Here is a 17,311-nt window from a genome sequence, read left to right as displayed (position 1 = left end):
AGGCCCGGCCGTCCACCGGCGTCGCGGTACGCGAACTCAGGCGGAGATCTCGTCCGCCAGCGCGCGCAGCGCCAGCCGGTACGACCCGATGCCGAAGCCCGCCACGGTCCCGGTCGCCACCGCGGCGACGACCGAGGTGTGCCGGAACTCCTCGCGGGCGTACGGGTTCGAGATGTGCACCTCGATCAGCGGCGCGGTGCGCTGCGCGGCCGCGTCCCGCATGGCGTAGGAGTAGTGCGTGAAGGCCCCCGGGTTGATCACGACCGGGATCCTGCCGTCCGCCGCCTCGTGCAGCCAGCGCACGAGCTCGCCCTCGTCGTTGGTCTCGCGGACCTCGACGTCGAAGCCGAGCTCCGCGCCCAACGTGCGGCAGCTCTCCACGAGCCCGGTGTACGAGGTGGCCCCGTACACATCCGGTTCGCGCGAGCCGAGCCGGCCCAGGTTCGGGCCGTTCAGCACCAGCACCCGGCGCGCGGCCCCGCTCACGCGGCGACCTCTCCGTACGCGGCCACCAGCACCGCCGGGTCGGGACCCTCCAGGACGGTCGGCTTGCCCAGCCCGTCCAGGACGATGAAGCGCAGCAGGTCGCCCCGGGACTTCTTGTCGACCCTCATGGTCTCCAGCAGCTTGGGCCACTGGTCGCCGCGGTAGGTCAGCGGCAGGCCCACGGAGGCGAGCACCGCCTTGTGCCGGTCGGCCGTCGCGTCGTCGAGGCGGCCGGCGAGCCGGCCGAGCTCGGCCGCGAAGACCATGCCCACCGACACCGCCGCGCCGTGCCGCCACTTGTAGCGCTCGTTCTTCTCGATGGCGTGCGCGAGGGTGTGGCCGTAGTTGAGGACCTCGCGGAGTCCGGACTCCTTGAGGTCGCTCGACACCACGTCGGCCTTGACCCGGATGGAGCGCACGATGAGCTCGGCGGTGTGCGGGCCGGCCGGCGTACGCGCCGCCTGCGGGTCCGCCTCGATCAGGTCGAGGATCACCGGGTCGGCGATGAAGCCGGCTTTGATGATCTCGGCGAGGCCGCTGACGTAGTCGTTGACCGGCAGCGAGTCCAGCGCCGCCAGGTCGCACAGCACACCGGCCGGCGGGTGGAAGGCGCCGACCAGGTTCTTGCCCTCGGCGGTGTTGATGCCGGTCTTGCCGCCGACGGCCGCGTCCACCATCGCGAGGACGGTGGTGGGTACGGCGATCCAGCGCACCCCGCGCAGCCAGGTGGCCGCGACGAAGCCCGCGAGGTCGGTGGTGGCTCCCCCGCCGACGCCGACGATCACATCGGTGCGGGTGAAGCCGGACTGGCCGAGCGCCTTCCAGCAGTAGGCGGCGACCTCGGCCGTCTTGGCCTCCTCGGCGTTCGGCACCTGGATGGCGACCGCCTCGAAGCCCTGCTCGGCCAGGTCGTCGCGCAGGGCCTCACCGGTCGAGGCCAGCGCCTCGGGGTGGATCACCGCGACGCGCCGGGCCCTGGTACCGATCAGGGAGCCGAGCTCGCCGAGCAGCTGCCGGCCGACCAGCACGTCGTACGCGTCGTGTCCGGCACTCGCGCCGACCTGGATCCGCGTCACCTGGTCTGTCATACGTCCTTCAACTCCAGAGCGTCGAGGACCGCCTGGGCGACCTCTTCGGGGGTGCGGTCGTCGGTGGCCACCACGACGCGCGCGACTTCGGTGTACAGGGGGCGCCGGGCGTCCATCAGCTCGCGCCACTGGCGGCGCGGGTTGACGGCGAGCAGGGGGCGCGCGGCGCCGAGGCCGACGCGCCGTACCGCTTCCTCGACGTCCATCGAGAGGTAGGCGACGGGCCGGCCCGCGAGCAGTTCGCGGGTGCCCTCGTCGAGGACGGCGCCGCCGCCGAGGGCGAGGACTCCGGTGTGCTCGGCGACGGCGGCCGCGACCGCCCGCCGCTCCAGCTCGCGGAAGTACGGCTCGCCCTCGTCGACGAAGAGGTCGGAGATCTCCCGCCCCTCGGCGGCGACGATGTCGGCGTCCGTGTCCCGGTAGCCGACGCCGAGCCGCTCGGCGAGCAGCGACCCCACCGTGGACTTGCCGGACCCCATCGGGCCGACGAGGACGACCAGTGGTCCGCCGGTCATCGGATCTGCAGGTGGTCGAGGTAGGAGCGGACGTTGCGCCGGGTCTCGCCGACCGAGTCGCCGCCGAACTTCTCCACGACCGCGTCGGCCAGCACCAGGGCGACCATGGCCTCGGCCACGATGCCCGCGGCCGGCACGGCGCACACGTCGGAGCGCTGGTGGTGCGCCACCGTCGCCTCCCCGGTGGCGACGTCCACGGTCGCCAGGGCGCGCGGCACGGTCGCGATCGGCTTCATGGCGGCCCGTACGCGCAGCAGCTCACCGGTGGTCAGACCGCCCTCGGTGCCGCCCGAGCGGCCGGAGGTGCGCTTGAGGCCCTCGGGGGTGGAGACGATCTCGTCGTGCGCCTGCGAGCCGGGCACGCGGGCGAGTTCGAAGCCGTCGCCGACCTCCACGCCCTTGATGGCCTGGATGCCCATCAGGGCGGCGGCGAGGCGGGCGTCGAGACGACGGTCCCAGTGCACGTGCGAGCCCAGCCCGACGGGCACGCCGTAGGCGAGGACCTCGACGACGCCGCCGAGGGTGTCGCCGTCCTTGTGCGCCTGGTCGATCTCGGCGACCATCGCCTTGCTCGCGTCGGCGTCGAGGCAGCGGACCGGATCGGCGTCGAGCCGCTCGACGTCGGCGGGGGTCGGGTAGACGCCGTACGGGGCCTTGGCCGCGGCGAGTTCCACCACGTGCGAGACGATCTCGATGCCCGCGGTCTCCTTGATGAAGGACCGGGCGATGGCACCGAGGGCGACGCGGGCGGCGGTCTCACGGGCGCTGGCGCGCTCCAGGATCGGCCGGGCCTCGTCGAAGCCGTACTTCTGCATGCCGGCGAGGTCGGCGTGGCCGGGCCTCGGGCGGGTCAGCGGCGCGTTGCGGCCGGTGTCCTTGAGCAGCGACGGGTCGACCGGGTCGGCCGACATGACCGTCTCCCACTTCGGCCACTCGGTGTTCCCGATCATCACCGCGACGGGGGAACCCTGCGACAGCCCGTGGCGGACGCCACCGAGGAAGGTGATCTCGTCCTGCTCGAACTTCATCCGGGCACCGCGGCCGTAGCCGAGCCGGCGCCGGGCCAGGTGCTCGGCCACCAGCGCCGTGGTGACCGGGACGCCGGCGGGAAGTCCCTCCAGCGTCGCAACCAGCGCCGGTCCGTGCGACTCCCCGGCGGTCAGCCAACGCAACCTGCTCAACGATGCTCCTCATGCTCGCGCCTGGTACAGCGACGGCGCGATCGGGTGCGCGGCCCGGACCCGCCTCACCCGATCCTCCCATGTCCGGGCCGGTGCGCCGCCCTCCGGTCCAACTGTCGGACGGGGCCGGCCGGAATCGCAGATTCAGTGCCGGGCCGCGAGCGCGGCCTCGCCCGCGGCACGCATCGCCGCCAGCGGGGCGCGGGGCCGGCCCGTCATCCGCTCGACCTGGAGCACGGCCTGGTGGACGAGGAGGTCCAGCCCGCCGACGATCGTGCCGCCGCGCTCCGACCAGGCCGCCGCGAGGCCGGTGGGCCAGGGGTCGTAAAGGACGTCGAAGAGGGTTCCGGGCGCCGCCGGCACGGACGCGGCCAGGGCGTCCGTCGTCCCCGCCGGGGTGGTCGCGATCACCAGCGGCTCGGTGAACGCCCCGGCCGCCTCGGACCAGTCGGCCGTCCGGACGGGGACGCCGAGCCGCTCGCCCCACCCGCGCATCTCGTCCGCCCGGGTCCGCGAGCGGACGTACGCCGTGACCTCGCCGGAGCAGATCCGCGAGAGCGCGGCGAGCGCCGAGGAGGCGGTGGCGCCGGCGCCGAGGATCGCGGCGGACGGCACCTTTTCGATGCCCCGCTCGTGGAGCGCGGCCACGATGCCCGGGATGTCGGTGTTGTCGCCGAGGCGGCGACCGTCCGGCGTGAGGACGACCGTGTTGACCGCCTCCACCGAGGCGGCCGTGTCGCTGATGCCGTCGAGAAGCGGGATGACCGCGCGCTTGAGCGGCATGGTCAGCGACAGTCCGGCCCACTCGGGGCCCAGGCCGGTGACGAACTCCGGGAGCGCGGCCTCGTCGATCTCGAACCGGTCGTACGACCAGTCGGCGAGGCCGAGCTCCTGGTAGGCGGCGCGGTGCAGCACCGGTGAGAGGGAGTGCTCGATGGGCGAACCCAGCACCGCGGCCCTTGTGCGTGACATGCCTTGCCTACCCGCCGTTCTTCTGCTTCTGCCGCTCCTGGAACTCCGCGGCGAGCTTCTGGTGCTCCGCGTAGGTCTGGGTGAACGTCGTCTTCTCGCCGTCCACCGACACGAAGAACATCCAGCCGCCCTGGTCGGGGTCGAGCGTAGCGGTCAGGGCGTCCGCGCCGGGATTCCCGATCGGGCCGGGGGGCAGGCCCTGGACGTTGTGCGTGTTGTAGGGGTGTTCGAGCGCCCTGGCCTCCTTGAGGGAGAAGTTGAGGTCGCTCTTGCCCTTGAGGTAGTTGTACGTCGAGTCGAACTCCAGCCGCCGGTTGGTGACGTCGTTGGTCTTCTTCAGCCGGTTGTAGACGACCTCGGACATCTTGCGGAAGTCGTCGTGGTTCTTGCCCTCGGCGTTGACGAGGCTGGCGACCGTGACCACCTGGAGCGGGTTCTCCAGGCCCAGTTCCTTGGCCTTGCTCTCGACGCCCAGCTCCGCGTACTTGTCGCTCGCGTTCTTGACCATCTCCTTGAGCAGGGACTCGGGGGTGCTGTCCTTGCTGAGGTCGTAGCGCGCCGGGAAGAGGAAGCCCTCCAGCGGGTCGATGAGCCGCTGATCGTTGCCGGCCCAGGCCGGCAGGCCGAGGTTCTTGGCCTCGCGCAGCGCGATGTCCTTGGTGGTCCCGTCCGGCTTGCCCAGCTTCTTGTCGATCGCCTCGTACACCCGGGCGTTGCGCATGCCCTCGGTGACGGTGATGACGTTCAGCTTGCTGGGGTCGCTCATGACCTCGATGGCCGCCGCGGCGGACATCTTCTTCCGCAGCGGGTAGACGCCCGCCTGGATGGCCTTGTCGCTCGGCAGCGCCTTCGCGACGTCGACGAACGCCTGGGCGCTGGCGACGACGCCCGCCTCCTTGAGGATGCGGCCCATCTGCCCGAGGCCGGCGCCCTTGGGGATCTCGACATCGACGATCTCGCCGGTGCCGGTGCCCGCGAAGTCCTTGGCCGCGCCGAACTTGTCCTGGAGGAAGGTGTAGCCGTAGTAGCCGCCGCCGCCGAGCACGCCGACGATGACCAGGGACGAGATCAGACAGGCCGCGCCGCTGCGCCGCTTGGGCTTGCCGCCCTTGCCGCCCTTGGAGCGGCCGGAGCGGCGGCCTCCGCCGGGGCCGTCGTCGCCGTCGTCGCCGGGGTCGCGGTCGGTCTCCTCGGCCGCCGCGTCGGCGTCCTGCCAGTCCTCGACCGGTTCCGGCTCCAGGTGGCGGCGGCCGGGGGGCTGCGGCGGCGGGTAGGCCTCGGCTGTGGTGTAGAGGTCCGGGGTCTCGCCGGGGTAGCCGCTGACCGGCTGCTGGGAGTACGGGTCCACGCCGCCGTACGCGTCGGTCTGCGCGGCGGCGACGTACTGCCCCTGGCCCGTGTCCCAGCCCTGGCCGTCGTAGACCGGCTGCTGGGGCTGGGCGTACTGCTGCTGCGGGGCGTACGCGTGCTGCTGCTCGGCGTACTGCGGAGGCTGGGGGTACTGCTGCTGGTACTGCGGCTGCTGCGCGTGCTGGTGCGGCTGCTGCGGGGCGTACTGCTGCTCCGGGTACTGCTGCTGGTACTGCGGCTCCTGCGGATAGTCCGCTCCCGAACCGTCGCCGTACGGCACCTGGCCCTGCTGGGTCTGGTGCCCGGTCCACCCCTGGTCCCCGTACAGAGGGTCCTCGGGGTGCCACGGTTCGGGGCCTCGGCCCCGTCCATACTCAGTCATCGGTCCCCTAGAGCCGCGAGACGAAGGCCGCGGGCTACGTCTTCCGCGACACCCGGTTCCGCCTCTTTGGTGGTGGGCGACGGCTGTTCGAATGCCGTCTCATCGCGCGGAACGTTACCGTATCGCGATCAGACAACCACTTCGACGCACTCGCCGGGCGGATTACCTGATACCCGTTCGGTCTCAAGAGCGTTCTGAAGGATCACCACAGCGGCTGCCTGATCGATGACCGAACGGCCCTTCTTCGCGTTCCTCCCCGAGGCCCGCAGGCCCTGGGCGGCGGTGACCGTGGTCATCCGCTCGTCCACCAGACGCACCGTCACCGGCTTGATGCCCTTGGCGAGTTCGTTCGCGAAGGCGCGCACCTTGACCGCGGCCGGCCCCTCCCGTCCGCTGAGCGAACGGGGCAGACCGACCACGACCTCAAGGGGCTCGTACTCCTCGACGAGCTGCCGCAGCCGCCGGTGGGCGAAGGGGACGTCCCGGCCGGGCACCGTTTCCACCGGTGTGGCCAGGACCCCGTCGGGGTCGCAGGAAGCGACCCCGATCCGGGCGTCCCCTACGTCGATCGCGAGGCGGCGGCCGCGGCGCAGTGCCATCGTCAGACCGTCTCGACGACGAGGCGCTCGACGGCGCTGATGGCCTCCGGCACGGCGGCCGCGTTCTGGCCACCGCCCTGGGCGACGTCCGGCTTGCCGCCACCGCCGCCGCCGAGGGTCTTGGCGGCCGTACGGACCAGGTCGCCGGCCTTGAGACCGCGCTCGCGGGCGGCCTCGTTGGTGGCGATGACGGTCAGCGGGCGGTCGTTCGCCACGGTGAACAGGGCCACGACGGCCGGGCGGTCGCCAGGGATGCGGCCGCGGACGTCGAGGACCAGCCTGCGCAGGTCGTCGGCGCCGGTGCCGTCCGGCACCTGGCCCACGACGAGGGCGACGCCGTGGATGTCCTGGGCGTTCTGGGCGAGCCCGGCGGCGGCCTGGAGGACCTTCTCCGCGCGGAACTTCTCGATCTCCTTCTCGGCGTCCTTCAGCTTGCCGAGCATGGAGGCGATCTTCTCCGGCAGCTCCTCGGGGCGGCCCTTGACCAGCTCCTGGAGCTGGGCGACGACCGTGTGCTCCTTGGCGAGGAAGTTGTACGCGTCCACACCCACGAGGGCCTCGACGCGGCGCACGCCGGAGCCGATGGAGGACTCGCCGAGCAGCTTCACCAGACCCAGCTGGGCGGTGTTGCCGACGTGCGTGCCGCCGCACAGCTCCTTCGAGAAGTCGCCGATGGTGACGACGCGCACGCGCTCGCCGTACTTCTCGCCGAACTCGGCGATGGCGCCCTGCTTCTTCGCCTCGTCGATGCTCATGATCTCGGCGGTCACGTCGAGCTCGCGGGAAAGCACGTCGTTGATCTTCTGCTCGACGTCGGTGAGGACCGTGCCGGGGACGGCGTTCGGCGAACCGAAGTCGAAGCGGAAGCGTCCGGGCGAGTTCTCGGAACCGGCCTGAGCGGCCGTCGGGCCCAGCGCGTCGCGCAGCGCCTGGTGCGTCAGGTGGGTGGCCGAGTGGGCGCGGGCGATGGCGCGCCGGCGCTTCACGTCGATGGCGGCGTACGCGGAGGCGCCCACCGTCACCTCGCCGACCTGGACGGAACCCTTGTGCACGGAGACGCCCGGGACCGGCTGCTGGACGTCGCGGATCTCGATGACGGCGCCCGTGTCGAGCTTGATGCGGCCCTGGTCGGCGAGCTGGCCGCCGCCCTCGGCGTAGAACGGGGTGCGGTCGAGGACGACCTCGACCTCGTCGCCCTCGGAGGCGGCGGGCGCGGAGACGCCGTTGACCAGGAGGCCGACGATGGTGGACTCGCCCTGGGTGGTGGCGTAGCCGGTGAACTCGGTGGCGCCGGACCCGTCGGCGATCTCCCGGTACGCGGACATGTCCGCGTGGCCGGTCTTCTTGGCCTTGGCGTCGGCCTTGGCGCGGTCGCGCTGCTCCTGCATCAGGCGGCGGAAGCCGGGCTCGTCCACGGAGAGGCCCTGTTCGGCCGCCATCTCCAGGGTCAGGTCGATCGGGAAGCCCCAGGTGTCGTGGAGCAGGAACGCCTTGTCGCCGGAGAGGACCGTGCCGCCGGCGGCCTTGGTCTCGGTCACGGCGGTGTCGAGGATGTTGGTGCCGCCCTTGACGGCCTTGAGGAAGGCGGCCTCCTCGGCGAGCGCGACGGTCTCGATGCGCTTGCGGTCGGTGACGAGCTCCGGGTACTGCTGCCCCATCGTGTCGATCACGACGTCGACGAGGTCCTGGACGACCGGACCGGTGGCGCCCATGAGGCGCATGTTGCGGATGGCTCGGCGCATGATCCGGCGCAGCACGTAGCCGCGGCCCTCGTTGCCGGGGGTGACGCCGTCGCCGATGAGCATCACGGAGGTGCGGATGTGGTCGGCGACCACGCGCATCGACACGTCGGTGCCCTGGGCGGCCCCGTACTGGACACCGGTGAGCTCGGTGGCCTTGTCCATGACGACGCGCAGGGTGTCGGTCTCGTACATGTTCTGCACGCCCTGCAGGATCATCGCGAGACGTTCGAGGCCCAGGCCCGTGTCGATGTTCTTCGACGGCAGGTCACCGAGGATCGGGAAGTCTTCCTTCCCGTCGCCGGCGCCGCGCTCGTACTGCATGAAGACCAGGTTCCAGATCTCCACGTAGCGCTCGTCGTTGACGGCCGGGCCGCCCTCGACGCCGAACTCGGGGCCGCGGTCGTAGTTGATCTCCGAGCACGGGCCGCAGGGGCCGGGCACGCCCATGGACCAGAAGTTGTCCTTCTTGCCCAGGCGCTGGATCCGCTCGGCGGGGACGCCGATGACGTCGCGCCAGATCGTCTCGGCCTCGTCGTCGTCGAGGTAGACGGTGATCCACAGCTTCTCCGGCTCCAGGCCGTAGCCGCCGTCCGCCACGGAGCCGGTGAGCAGCTCCCAGGCGTACTTGATGGCGCCTTCCTTGAAGTAGTCGCCGAAGGAGAAGTTGCCGCACATCTGGAAGAACGTGCCGTGGCGGGTGGTCTTGCCGACCTCTTCGATGTCCGGCGTCCGGACGCACTTCTGCACGCTGGTGGCGCGGGGGGCCGGGGGCTTGGTCTCGCCGAGGAAGTACGGCTTGAAGGGGACCATGCCCGCGTTGACCAGCAGAAGAGTCGGGTCGTCCGCGATGAGCGACGCCGAAGGGACAACGGCGTGACCGCGCTCCTCGAAGAAGCTCAGCCAGCGGCGGCGGATTTCAGCCGACTCCATCAGTGGTCCTCATTCCGGTCGTACGTGAACTTCGGTCGGTGGTCGGTCGTGTCGTTCCCGAGGGCCCGCAGCCGTCGCTGCCCGGGGAGGGCGGTGACGTTGTCGGGGCGGTCGGGATCCTGGGTCAGCCCCAGTGCGTCGTTCAGCTCGTCCTCGCGCTGCGTCATTCCCGCCTTGACGTCGAGGGCGAAATCCTTGAGGCGGTGGCCCGCCTCCACGGCCTTGTCGGCAGCCTGCGCCGCGAGGCTCTCGGGCGTCAGCTTCTTCAGCTGACGGTTGACCTTGGTGGTGGCCCACACGCCGGCGGCCGCGCCGGCGGTGAACCAGAAGGCTCGGCGGAACATCGGCGGTCTCAGCCCTTCTGCTTGCGGCGCCCGGCCGCCGGCACCGTACGGCCGACGATCACGGTGCGTCGGGATTTCTTGGCGGGCGGCTGCGCCTCGTCCGTCCGGCCCAGCGCCCTGCGGACGCCGTAGCCGAACGCCGCGACCTTGACCAGCGGGCCGCCGAAGGCGGAGGCCACGGTGGAGGACAGCGCGGAGGCGTTGGAGGTGACCTCCTGGACGTCGCTCGCGATGGCGTCGACCCGGTCCAGCTGGGTGCGCGCGGAGCGGACGGTCGTGGAGGCGTCGGCCAGCAGCGGCACCGCCTGATCGGTCACCTCGGCCACCAGCTTGGTGGTCGCCCTGAGCACCTGGGCCAGCCTCACCAGCACGACGGCGAGGAAGGAGACCAGGATGGCCCAGAAGACGGCCACGAGGATCCCGGCCACCTCTCCACCGGACACGTCGCACCGCTCTCTGTCTGTACCTGAACTGCAGGAGGATTCGCCCTACGACCCTATCGCGCCGGAGATCCCCGGCCGTACCGGAATTCCGCGGTCGACGGCGATCGCTTGTACGCCGCGCGTCCGGGCGCTACGGGGAGGTCGGGAACTGAACAGCGACGTGCCGATGTGCCAGGGGCGGGCGGGCGAGGGTGCTGGGCGCCGAGCGGTACGCCGCGTACGCCGCCGCCGGGCGGTCGGTGCCCCGCGAGGCCCTGGTGCTGCGCACGCAGGCCCTTCCGACGCGCCGGGCCCACGCGAAACCCGCCGCCCCCCGGAGGGGACGACGGGCTTCGACCAGCCTGTGAGGGCTACGCCTGCGTCAGCGGGCGTAGTACTCGACGACGAGCTGCTCGTCGCAGATGACCGGGATTTCCTTGCGGTTCGGGTCGCGGTCCAGGCGGAAGGCCAGGGCCTTCAGGTTGACCTGCAGGTAGCGCGGGGTCTCGCCCTCGCCTGCGTAGCCACCCTCACGGGCAACCTGGAACGGAACCTTCTCGCGGCTGCGCTCGCGCACGGTCACGACGTCGTCCGGGCGGACACGGAACGACGGCTTGTCGACCTTGTCACCGTTGACCTCGATGTGGCCGTGAACGACCATCTGGCGGGCCTGGTAGATGGTGCGGGCGATGCCCGAACGCAGGACCAGGGCGTCGAGACGACGCTCGAGCTCGACGACCAGCGCCTCGCCCGTCTTGCCCTCGGCCTTCTTGGCGCGGTCGTACGCGCGGGCCATCTGACGCTCAGAGATGTCGTACTGAGCGCGCAGACGCTGCTTCTCCAGCAGACGAACCTTGTAGTCCGAGTTCTGCTTGCGGCCACGGCCGTGCTCGCCCGGCGGGTAGGGGCGGGCCTCGAAGTACTTGACGGCCTTCGGGGTCAGCGCAATGCCGAGGGCACGCGACTTCTTGACCTTGGGTCGCTTCTGGTTCACGTGGAACCTACCTCCATGTAAGTTAGGTGAGGCTTACCTTAGCGAGGAGGACGTAATGTCTCGACCACATGGGATCCCCCTGCCCAGTGCGCATCGAAGTTCAGATTCCAACGAAACGGAATCTGCTTTCGACGACGATAGGCAAGGTCAGCCGCGTCCCAGGGAAGGCGTTCGGCAGCTCACCGGAGCCGAACGCGTACGAACCCTCGTAGAGTCCAACGCCTCAGTATCCCTCACCCTGCCGGGTGCTCGTGACACGCACGAACCCGACGAGTTCGGGACGGGGATGCCGGCCGCACGGACCGTCACCCCGGACGGGGACGTGATTCTCCTTGTTTCCGGGGAATCCGCGGCTGCCAGGGCAGCCGCTCACGCCCAGGACGACGACCTCACCGCCGTGATCGAGATCACGGACGTGGCGCCGGTGTCCGTGCCCCATCGTATCCGAGGCCGCGCGTGGCTGGCCGGGTGGCTGACACCGGTGCGCGGGGACGATCGCGCGGCCTGCGCGGCGCTGCTCGCGGAGCGCCACCCGGTGGGCGAACTGCTGGGGCTGAGCGAGCCGGCCGAGCACCCCCGCTCCGTCCGCCCGGCCTGGATGATGCTGCGGCTGGAGGTCGGCGAGATCTCGGTGGACGACCTGTGGGGCGCCGAGCACGTGGATCCGGACGACCTGGCGGCGGCGGAGCCGGACCCGATGGTCGCCCACGAGACGGAGCTGCTCCAGCACCTGCACGCCTCCCACGGCGACCGGCTCGGCGGACTGGCCGGCCTGCTGGGCCACCGGGAGGCACGGGGCGCGACCGCCGTCCCCCTCGCCCTGGACCGACTCGGTCTGCGTGTCCGCTTCACCGGCGGCGGCTCGGCCCCCTTCGACGCCCGCTTCGACTTCCCGGAGCCGGTCGCGGACGTCCGCGGCCTCCGCCGGGCGATGCGCACGCTGTTCTCGGCCGCCTCCCACCGCTGACGGACGAGCCCGCTCCCGCCGGTCCCGGGCCCCGGCCTCCCCGGGCCGGGGGCCGCTCAGGAGCCCCGGATTTCCGGACCGGGCCCGCTCAGGAACCGCCGCGCAGCCGTTCCCGCACCTTCTCCACGACGTCCGCGTAGCGCGCCTCGGCTCCGTACCGCGTCGGCTCGTAGTACCGCCTGCCGTGGATCTCGTCCGGGGCGTACTGCTGGGCTGCGATGGCCCCCGGTACGTCGTGCGGGTACACGTACCCCTGCGCGTGTCCCAGCTTGGCCGCGCCCTTGTAGTGGCCGTCCCGCAGATGGGGCGGCACGGAGCCGGCCAGCCCCGCCCGTACGTCGGCGAGCGCCGCGCCGATCGCGGTCGTGGCCGTGTTCGACTTCGGGGCCAGCGCGAGGGCGATCGTGGCGTGGCTCAGGGTCAGCGCGGCCTCCGGGAAGCCGATCAGGACCACCGCCTGGGCGGCGGCCACCGCGATCGGCAGGGCCGTCGGATCCGCCAGGCCGATGTCCTCGCTCGCCGAGATCATCAGGCGTCGGGCGATGAACCGCGGGTCCTCCCCCGCGTCGATCATCCGCGCCAGGTAGTGGAGCGCGGCGTCGACGTCCGAACCCCGGATCGACTTGATGAGCGCGCTCGCCACGTCGTAGTGCTGGTCGCCGTCCCGGTCGTACGTGACGGCCGCGCGGTCGACGGCTTCCTCCACCGTCCGCAGGGAGATCTCGTCCTCGCCCTTGGCGATGGCGGAGCCGGCCCCCGCCTCCAGGGCCGTCAGCGCCCGCCGGGCGTCGCCGCCCGCGATCCGCAGCAGGTGCGCCTCCGCGTCCGCCGGCAGGGACACGGCCCCGCCGAGGCCGCGCTCCTCCGTGAGCGCGCGGCGCATCAGCGCGCTCAGGTCCTCGTCCGTCAGCGGTTCCAGGGTGAGCAGCAGCGACCGGGAGAGCAACGGGGAGATGATCGAGAAGTACGGGTTCTCGGTGGTCGCCGCGATCAGCGTCACCCAGCGGTTCTCGACGGCAGGAAGCAGGGAGTCCTGCTGCGCCTTGCTGAAACGGTGGATCTCGTCGAGGAAGAGGACGGTCTCCTTGCCGTATCCTCCGGCCGCGCGGCGGGCGCCCTCGATGACGGCCCGGACCTCCTTGACGCCCGCCGTGATGGCGGACAGCTCGACGAACCGCTTCTGCGTCGCCTGGCTGACCACGTAGGCCAGGGTGGTCTTCCCGATGCCGGGCGGACCCCACAGGATCACCGACGAGGCACCGGCCGGACCTCCGGCGCCCTCCCCCACCAGTCGCCGCAGCGGCGAGCCCGGCTTGAGGAGGTGCTGCTGGCCGACCACCTCGTCCAGGGTGCGCGGGCGCATCCGGACGGCGAGCGGAGAACTCGCGGGATCCTTCGCCCGGCGCTCTTCGGCGGCTGCGGTGAACAGGTCTGGTTCCACACAGGAAGCCTATGCGAGGCCACCGACAGTCCCGGCCGGGCGGCGGCGGCTCAGGAGGTCCAGAAGTCCCACCAGCGGGTCAGGATCAGCATGCCGATGATCCCGACGTGCAGCACGGGCGCCACCCAGGTGAACTCGTCCAGGAACGCCCGCAGCCAGCCGGGGGCCGGCAGCATCCCCTCGCGCACGTTGTACGAGGTCACGTACCAGAACAGGAAGATCGTGGCGACCCAGGCGAGGCAGCACCACAGGCACAGCGAGTTGATGTTGTACAGCGACTGGTAGGTCAGCCAGGCGCAGAAGACGACGCCGAACAGGGTGCCCGCGTTGAGGGTGAGCCAGTACCAGCGGCGGAAGCGGGCTCCGGCCAGCAGGCTCATGCCGACGCAGACCACCATGCCGTAGGCGACCAGGCCCAGCATCGGGTTCGGGAAGCCGAAGACGGCCGCCTGGTCGCTCTTCATGATGTTGCCGCAGGAGACGATCGGGTTCAGGCTGCAGCCCGGGGTGAAGTTCGGGTCCTCCAGCAGCTTGAACTTGTCGATCGTGATGATCCAGGCGGCGAGCAGACCCGCGGCCCCCGTGATGACCAGCAGCAGGGCCAGGGCCCGGCTCCCGCCGTACGTCCGCGGGGCGGTGTCCCCGCCGGCGCTCGTTGTCGTCATACCCGCCCGCTCCACATCTGCAAGGTGATCAAGCACCGGCCATTGTGCCGTACGGGGCATGCCGTCGGCCGTTCGACCGGGATAAGGACGGGGCGGGAGAATGGCTCTCCCGCCCCGTCCGCGCCGCGTCCGCGACCGGGTCGTGCTCAGGCCAGGCGGGCCCGGACCGTCTCGACGAGATCGGCCAGCGGCACCGCCGTCTGCTCGCCGGCCTCCATGTCCTTGAGCTGCACCACGCCCTCGGCGAGGTCCCGCTCGCCGGCGACCACGGCGAACCGGGCGCCCGAGCGGTTGGCGTCCTTCATGGCGCCCTTGAGGCCCTTGCCGCCGTAGGAGAAGTCCGCCGCGATCCCGGCCCGCCGCAGCTCGGTGACCTTGCCGAACAGCACCCGCCGGGCCTCGTCGCCCAGCGCCACCGCGAACACCGACGTGGTGGCGGGGAGGTCCAGCTCGACGCCCTCCGCCTCCAGGGCGAGCACCGTGCGGTCGACGCCCAGCGCCCAGCCCACGGACGGCAGAGCCGGTCCGCCGATCATCTCGGACAGGCCGTCGTAGCGGCCGCCGCCGCCCACGGCGGACTGCGAGCCCAGGCCGTCGTGGACGAACTCGAAGGTGGTCCGGGTGTAGTAGTCCAGCCCGCGCACCAGCTTCTCGTCGTCCTCGAAGGGGACCCCGGCCTCGGTGATCAGCGACCGGACCTCCTCGTGGTAGGCCTTGCAGGCGTCGCACAGGTAGTCCCGCAGCATCGGCGCGCCCCCCAGCTGCTTCTGCACGTCGGCCCGCTTGTCGTCGAGCACCCGCAGGGGGTTGATCTCGGCCCGGCGGACGGTCTCCGCGTCGAGGTCGAGCCCGCGCAGGAAGGACTGGAGCGCCTCCCGGTAGACCGGGCGGCACTCCTTGTCGCCCAGCGAGTTCAGCAGGATCCGGAAGTTGCGCAGGCCCAGCGAACGATAGGCCTGGTCGGCCAGGATGATCAGCTCGGCGTCCAGCGCCGGGTCCTCGGCACCGATCGCCTCGGCGCCGACCTGCGAGAAGTGGCGGTAGCGGCCCTTCTGCGGGCGTTCGTAGCGGTAGTACGAGCCCGAGTACCAGAGCTTGACCGGCAGGTTGCCCTGCTTGTGCAGGCTGGCCTCCAGGGCCGCGCGCAGCACCGAGGCGGTGCCTTCGGGACGCAGGGCCAGCTGGTCGCCGCCCTTGGTCTCGAAGGCGTACATCTCCTTGGAGACGATGTCGGTGGACTCGCCGACACCGCGGGCGAAGAGGCCGACGTCCTCGAAGCCGGGCGTCTCGATGTAGCCGTAGCCGGAGTTGCGCAGCGGGGCGGCGATGGCCTCGCGCACCGCCAGGTACTTCACGGAGACCGGCGGGATCAGGTCGTACGTGCCCTTGGGGGCCTTGAAGGTGCTCACGAAGCTCTCGTCACATTCCTCGTCGCGGGGCGGCCGTACCGCCCCTGGGGCCGGCGGCGACTTCCCGCAGGTACGGGTTGGTCGCGCGCTCGCGGCCGATGGTGGTCTGGGGACCGTGTCCGGAGAGGACCACGGTCGAGTCGTCGAGCGGCAGGCACACCCGGGCCAGCGAGTCGAGCATCTCGGCGTGGGAGCCGCCGGGCAGGTCGGTGCGTCCGATGGAGCCGGCGAAGAGCAGGTCTCCCGAGAAGAACACCGGCGGGACGTCGGCGAGCTCGGGCATCCTGAAGGTCACCGACCCCTTGGTATGGCCCGGCGCGTGCGCGACGGAGAAATCCATTCCGGCCAATCGCAGGGCGGCCCCGTCGGTCAGCTCGCGGACGTCGTCCGGCTCCCCCACGGTGAGCTCGCCCATGAGCGGCATCCCGATGGAGCGGCCGAGGGCCTTCTCCGGGTCGCTCATCATGTAGCGGTCCTCCGGGTGGATCCAGGCCGGGACGTCGTGTGCTCCGCACACCGGGACCACCGAGGCCACATGATCGATGTGGCCGTGGGTCAGCACGACCGCGACGGGCTTGAGCCGATGCTTCCTCAGCGTCTCCTCGACGCCCTGGACGGCCTGGTGGCCGGGGTCGATGATGACGCACTCCTCACCGGCGGCGGGGGCGACCACGTAACAGTTGGTCCCCCAGGCCCCGGCGGGGAACCCGGCAATCAGCACGTTCGTCCTCAATCGTCGTCCGGTGGGAGGCTGCAGATCCGAATGCTGCTGCTCAGAGCCTACCGGCGCCGCTCATTACACAGCGAACCCATATACGGTACGGCCTAGCCCAGCCCGGACAGCAGTACCAGAGACGCACAAGGAGACGACCCGGTGGTCACGAGCGATCAGCGACGGCGACAGCTCGCCAGGGAGAAGTACGAGCGCCAGCAGCAGCGCCGGGCCGAGGCCCGGCAGAAGGCCCGCCGCCGTGCGGCCGTGATCGGCGCGGCGGCGGCCGTGGTGGTCGCGACGCTGGTCGGCCTCGTCGTGGGCGGTGTCTTCGACACGGACAAGAAGGACCAGGCGGCCGACCCCGCCGCGAGCCCGTCGGCCGAGCCGACGCCGCAGCAGTCCCCGTCGCCGGAGATGGCGATCGACCAGAAGGCGAAGTACACCTTCGCGCTGAAGACGAGCGCGGGCGACATCAACTTCACGATGGACGCGGCGAAGACCCCGCAGACCGTCAACTCCTTCAAGTCGCTCGCCGACAAGGGCTACTTCGACAACACGAAGTGCCACCGCCTCACGACCGGCGGGATCTTCGTGCTCCAGTGCGGCGACCCGAAGGGCACCGGCACGGGCGGCCCCGGCTACACCATCCCGGACGAGAACCTCGACGCCCTCGGCAAGGCGAACGAGCAGGGCCAGGTCGTCTACCCGGCGGGCACCGTGGCGATGGCCAACACCGGCCAGCCCGGCTCCGGCGGCAGCCAGTTCTTCCTCGTCTACAAGGACAGCCCGCTGGCGCCCTCGTACACCCCGTTCGGCACGATCGACGCGGCCGGCCTGAAGGTCCTGGAGGAGGTCGCCAAGGCCGGTACGGCGGACGGCGGCCAGGACGGCGCCCCGAAGAACGAGGTCAAGATCGAGAAGGGTTCCGTGACCCAGAACTGACGGCCCGCGGCGGCCCCGGGCCAGGCCGCTCTCCCGCCCGCACGTCGATATTCCGTCGTGCGGGATGCGGACAGCCGGCCCGGCGGTCGCCTATGTTGGCGTTGTGCAGGGCGGGCGCGGCCCGCCCCAGGAAACTGTGGACGATGCCCAGGGGGAGAACCCCTCGC

General features: G+C 71.3%; 17 protein-coding genes. 2 read left to right on the top strand and 15 right to left on the bottom strand.

Going from position 1 to position 17,311, the window contains the following annotated elements:
- Positions 1 to 36 precede the first annotated feature (36 nt).
- From aroQ to rpsD, 11 genes are all read right to left on the bottom strand, one after another.
- On the bottom strand, positions 37 to 486 hold the full coding sequence (gene aroQ, locus ACWFQ8_RS23050) for a type II 3-dehydroquinate dehydratase (protein ID WP_453788143.1): 450 nt from the start codon (positions 484 to 486) through the stop codon (positions 37 to 39).
- A complete protein-coding gene (aroB, locus tag ACWFQ8_RS23045) occupies positions 483 to 1,574 on the bottom strand; it encodes a 3-dehydroquinate synthase (RefSeq protein WP_453788142.1) in 1,092 nt (363 codons plus the stop codon). The genes aroQ and aroB overlap by 4 nt, the downstream gene beginning before the upstream one ends.
- Positions 1,571 to 2,089 carry a shikimate kinase gene (locus tag ACWFQ8_RS23040; RefSeq protein WP_453788141.1) on the bottom strand — a complete coding sequence of 173 codons (519 nt, stop codon included), beginning with the start codon at positions 2,087 to 2,089 and terminating at the stop codon, positions 1,571 to 1,573. Before ACWFQ8_RS23040 ends, aroB begins: the two co-directional genes overlap by 4 nt.
- Complete coding sequence (gene aroC, locus ACWFQ8_RS23035) at positions 2,086 to 3,270, bottom strand: chorismate synthase (RefSeq protein ID WP_453788140.1); 1,185 nt, start codon at positions 3,268 to 3,270, stop codon at positions 2,086 to 2,088. The genes ACWFQ8_RS23040 and aroC overlap by 4 nt, the downstream gene beginning before the upstream one ends.
- Positions 3,271 to 3,414: 144 nt before the next feature.
- Positions 3,415 to 4,242, bottom strand: coding sequence for a shikimate dehydrogenase (locus ACWFQ8_RS23030; RefSeq protein ID WP_453788139.1), 828 nt, complete (start codon positions 4,240 to 4,242; stop codon positions 3,415 to 3,417).
- 7 nt (positions 4,243 to 4,249) lie between these two features.
- A complete protein-coding gene (gene mltG, locus ACWFQ8_RS23025) occupies positions 4,250 to 5,974 on the bottom strand; it encodes an endolytic transglycosylase MltG (protein ID WP_453788138.1) in 1,725 nt (574 codons plus the stop codon).
- Between the two features lie 128 nt (positions 5,975 to 6,102).
- On the bottom strand, positions 6,103 to 6,573 hold the full coding sequence (ruvX, locus tag ACWFQ8_RS23020) for a Holliday junction resolvase RuvX (RefSeq protein ID WP_384537649.1): 471 nt from the start codon (positions 6,571 to 6,573) through the stop codon (positions 6,103 to 6,105).
- A gap of 2 nt (positions 6,574 to 6,575) precedes the next feature.
- Positions 6,576 to 9,245, bottom strand: a complete 2,670-nt coding sequence (gene alaS / locus ACWFQ8_RS23015; protein WP_453788137.1) for an alanine--tRNA ligase — start codon at positions 9,243 to 9,245, stop codon at positions 6,576 to 6,578.
- Positions 9,245 to 9,589 (bottom strand): DUF6167 family protein, encoded by a 345-nt coding sequence (locus ACWFQ8_RS23010; RefSeq protein ID WP_453788136.1) that lies wholly within the window; start codon positions 9,587 to 9,589, stop codon positions 9,245 to 9,247. The genes alaS and ACWFQ8_RS23010 overlap by 1 nt, the downstream gene beginning before the upstream one ends.
- 8 nt (positions 9,590 to 9,597) lie before the next feature.
- Complete coding sequence (locus ACWFQ8_RS23005; protein WP_453788135.1) at positions 9,598 to 10,032, bottom strand: DUF948 domain-containing protein; 435 nt, start codon at positions 10,030 to 10,032, stop codon at positions 9,598 to 9,600.
- Between the two features lie 361 nt (positions 10,033 to 10,393).
- Entirely contained in the window at positions 10,394 to 11,005 is a 612-nt protein-coding gene (rpsD, locus tag ACWFQ8_RS23000; protein WP_384537663.1) for a 30S ribosomal protein S4, read from the bottom strand.
- Positions 11,006 to 11,060: 55 nt separating this feature from the next.
- Here rpsD and ACWFQ8_RS22995 point away from each other — a divergent pair, with 55 nt between their 5' ends.
- Positions 11,061 to 11,972: a DUF2470 domain-containing protein gene (locus tag ACWFQ8_RS22995; protein WP_453788134.1), complete on the top strand. Its 912-nt coding sequence runs from the start codon at positions 11,061 to 11,063 to the stop codon at positions 11,970 to 11,972.
- Positions 11,973 to 12,060: 88 nt separating this feature from the next.
- On the opposite strand, the gene ACWFQ8_RS22990 is transcribed toward ACWFQ8_RS22995, so the two are convergent.
- From ACWFQ8_RS22990 to ACWFQ8_RS22975, 4 genes are all read right to left on the bottom strand, one after another.
- A complete protein-coding gene (locus ACWFQ8_RS22990) occupies positions 12,061 to 13,413 on the bottom strand; it encodes a replication-associated recombination protein A (protein ID WP_453788133.1) in 1,353 nt (450 codons plus the stop codon).
- A gap of 50 nt (positions 13,414 to 13,463) precedes the next feature.
- Complete coding sequence (locus tag ACWFQ8_RS22985) at positions 13,464 to 14,078, bottom strand: vitamin K epoxide reductase family protein (protein WP_453788132.1); 615 nt, start codon at positions 14,076 to 14,078, stop codon at positions 13,464 to 13,466.
- 146 nt (positions 14,079 to 14,224) lie between these two features.
- Positions 14,225 to 15,487 carry a histidine--tRNA ligase gene (gene hisS, locus ACWFQ8_RS22980; protein ID WP_453788131.1) on the bottom strand — a complete coding sequence of 421 codons (1,263 nt, stop codon included), beginning with the start codon at positions 15,485 to 15,487 and terminating at the stop codon, positions 14,225 to 14,227.
- A gap of 10 nt (positions 15,488 to 15,497) precedes the next feature.
- Entirely contained in the window at positions 15,498 to 16,208 is a 711-nt protein-coding gene (locus ACWFQ8_RS22975; protein ID WP_453788130.1) for an MBL fold metallo-hydrolase, read from the bottom strand.
- Between the two features lie 153 nt (positions 16,209 to 16,361).
- Between ACWFQ8_RS22975 and ACWFQ8_RS22970 the strand changes: the two genes are divergently transcribed.
- On the top strand, positions 16,362 to 17,144 hold the full coding sequence (locus tag ACWFQ8_RS22970) for a peptidylprolyl isomerase (RefSeq protein WP_453788129.1): 783 nt from the start codon (positions 16,362 to 16,364) through the stop codon (positions 17,142 to 17,144).
- Positions 17,145 to 17,311: the final 167 nt, after the last annotated feature.

It is taken from the genome of Streptomyces sp. NPDC055254, assembly GCF_053606025.1.
This window is presented reverse-complemented; position numbering and strand designations above follow the sequence as displayed.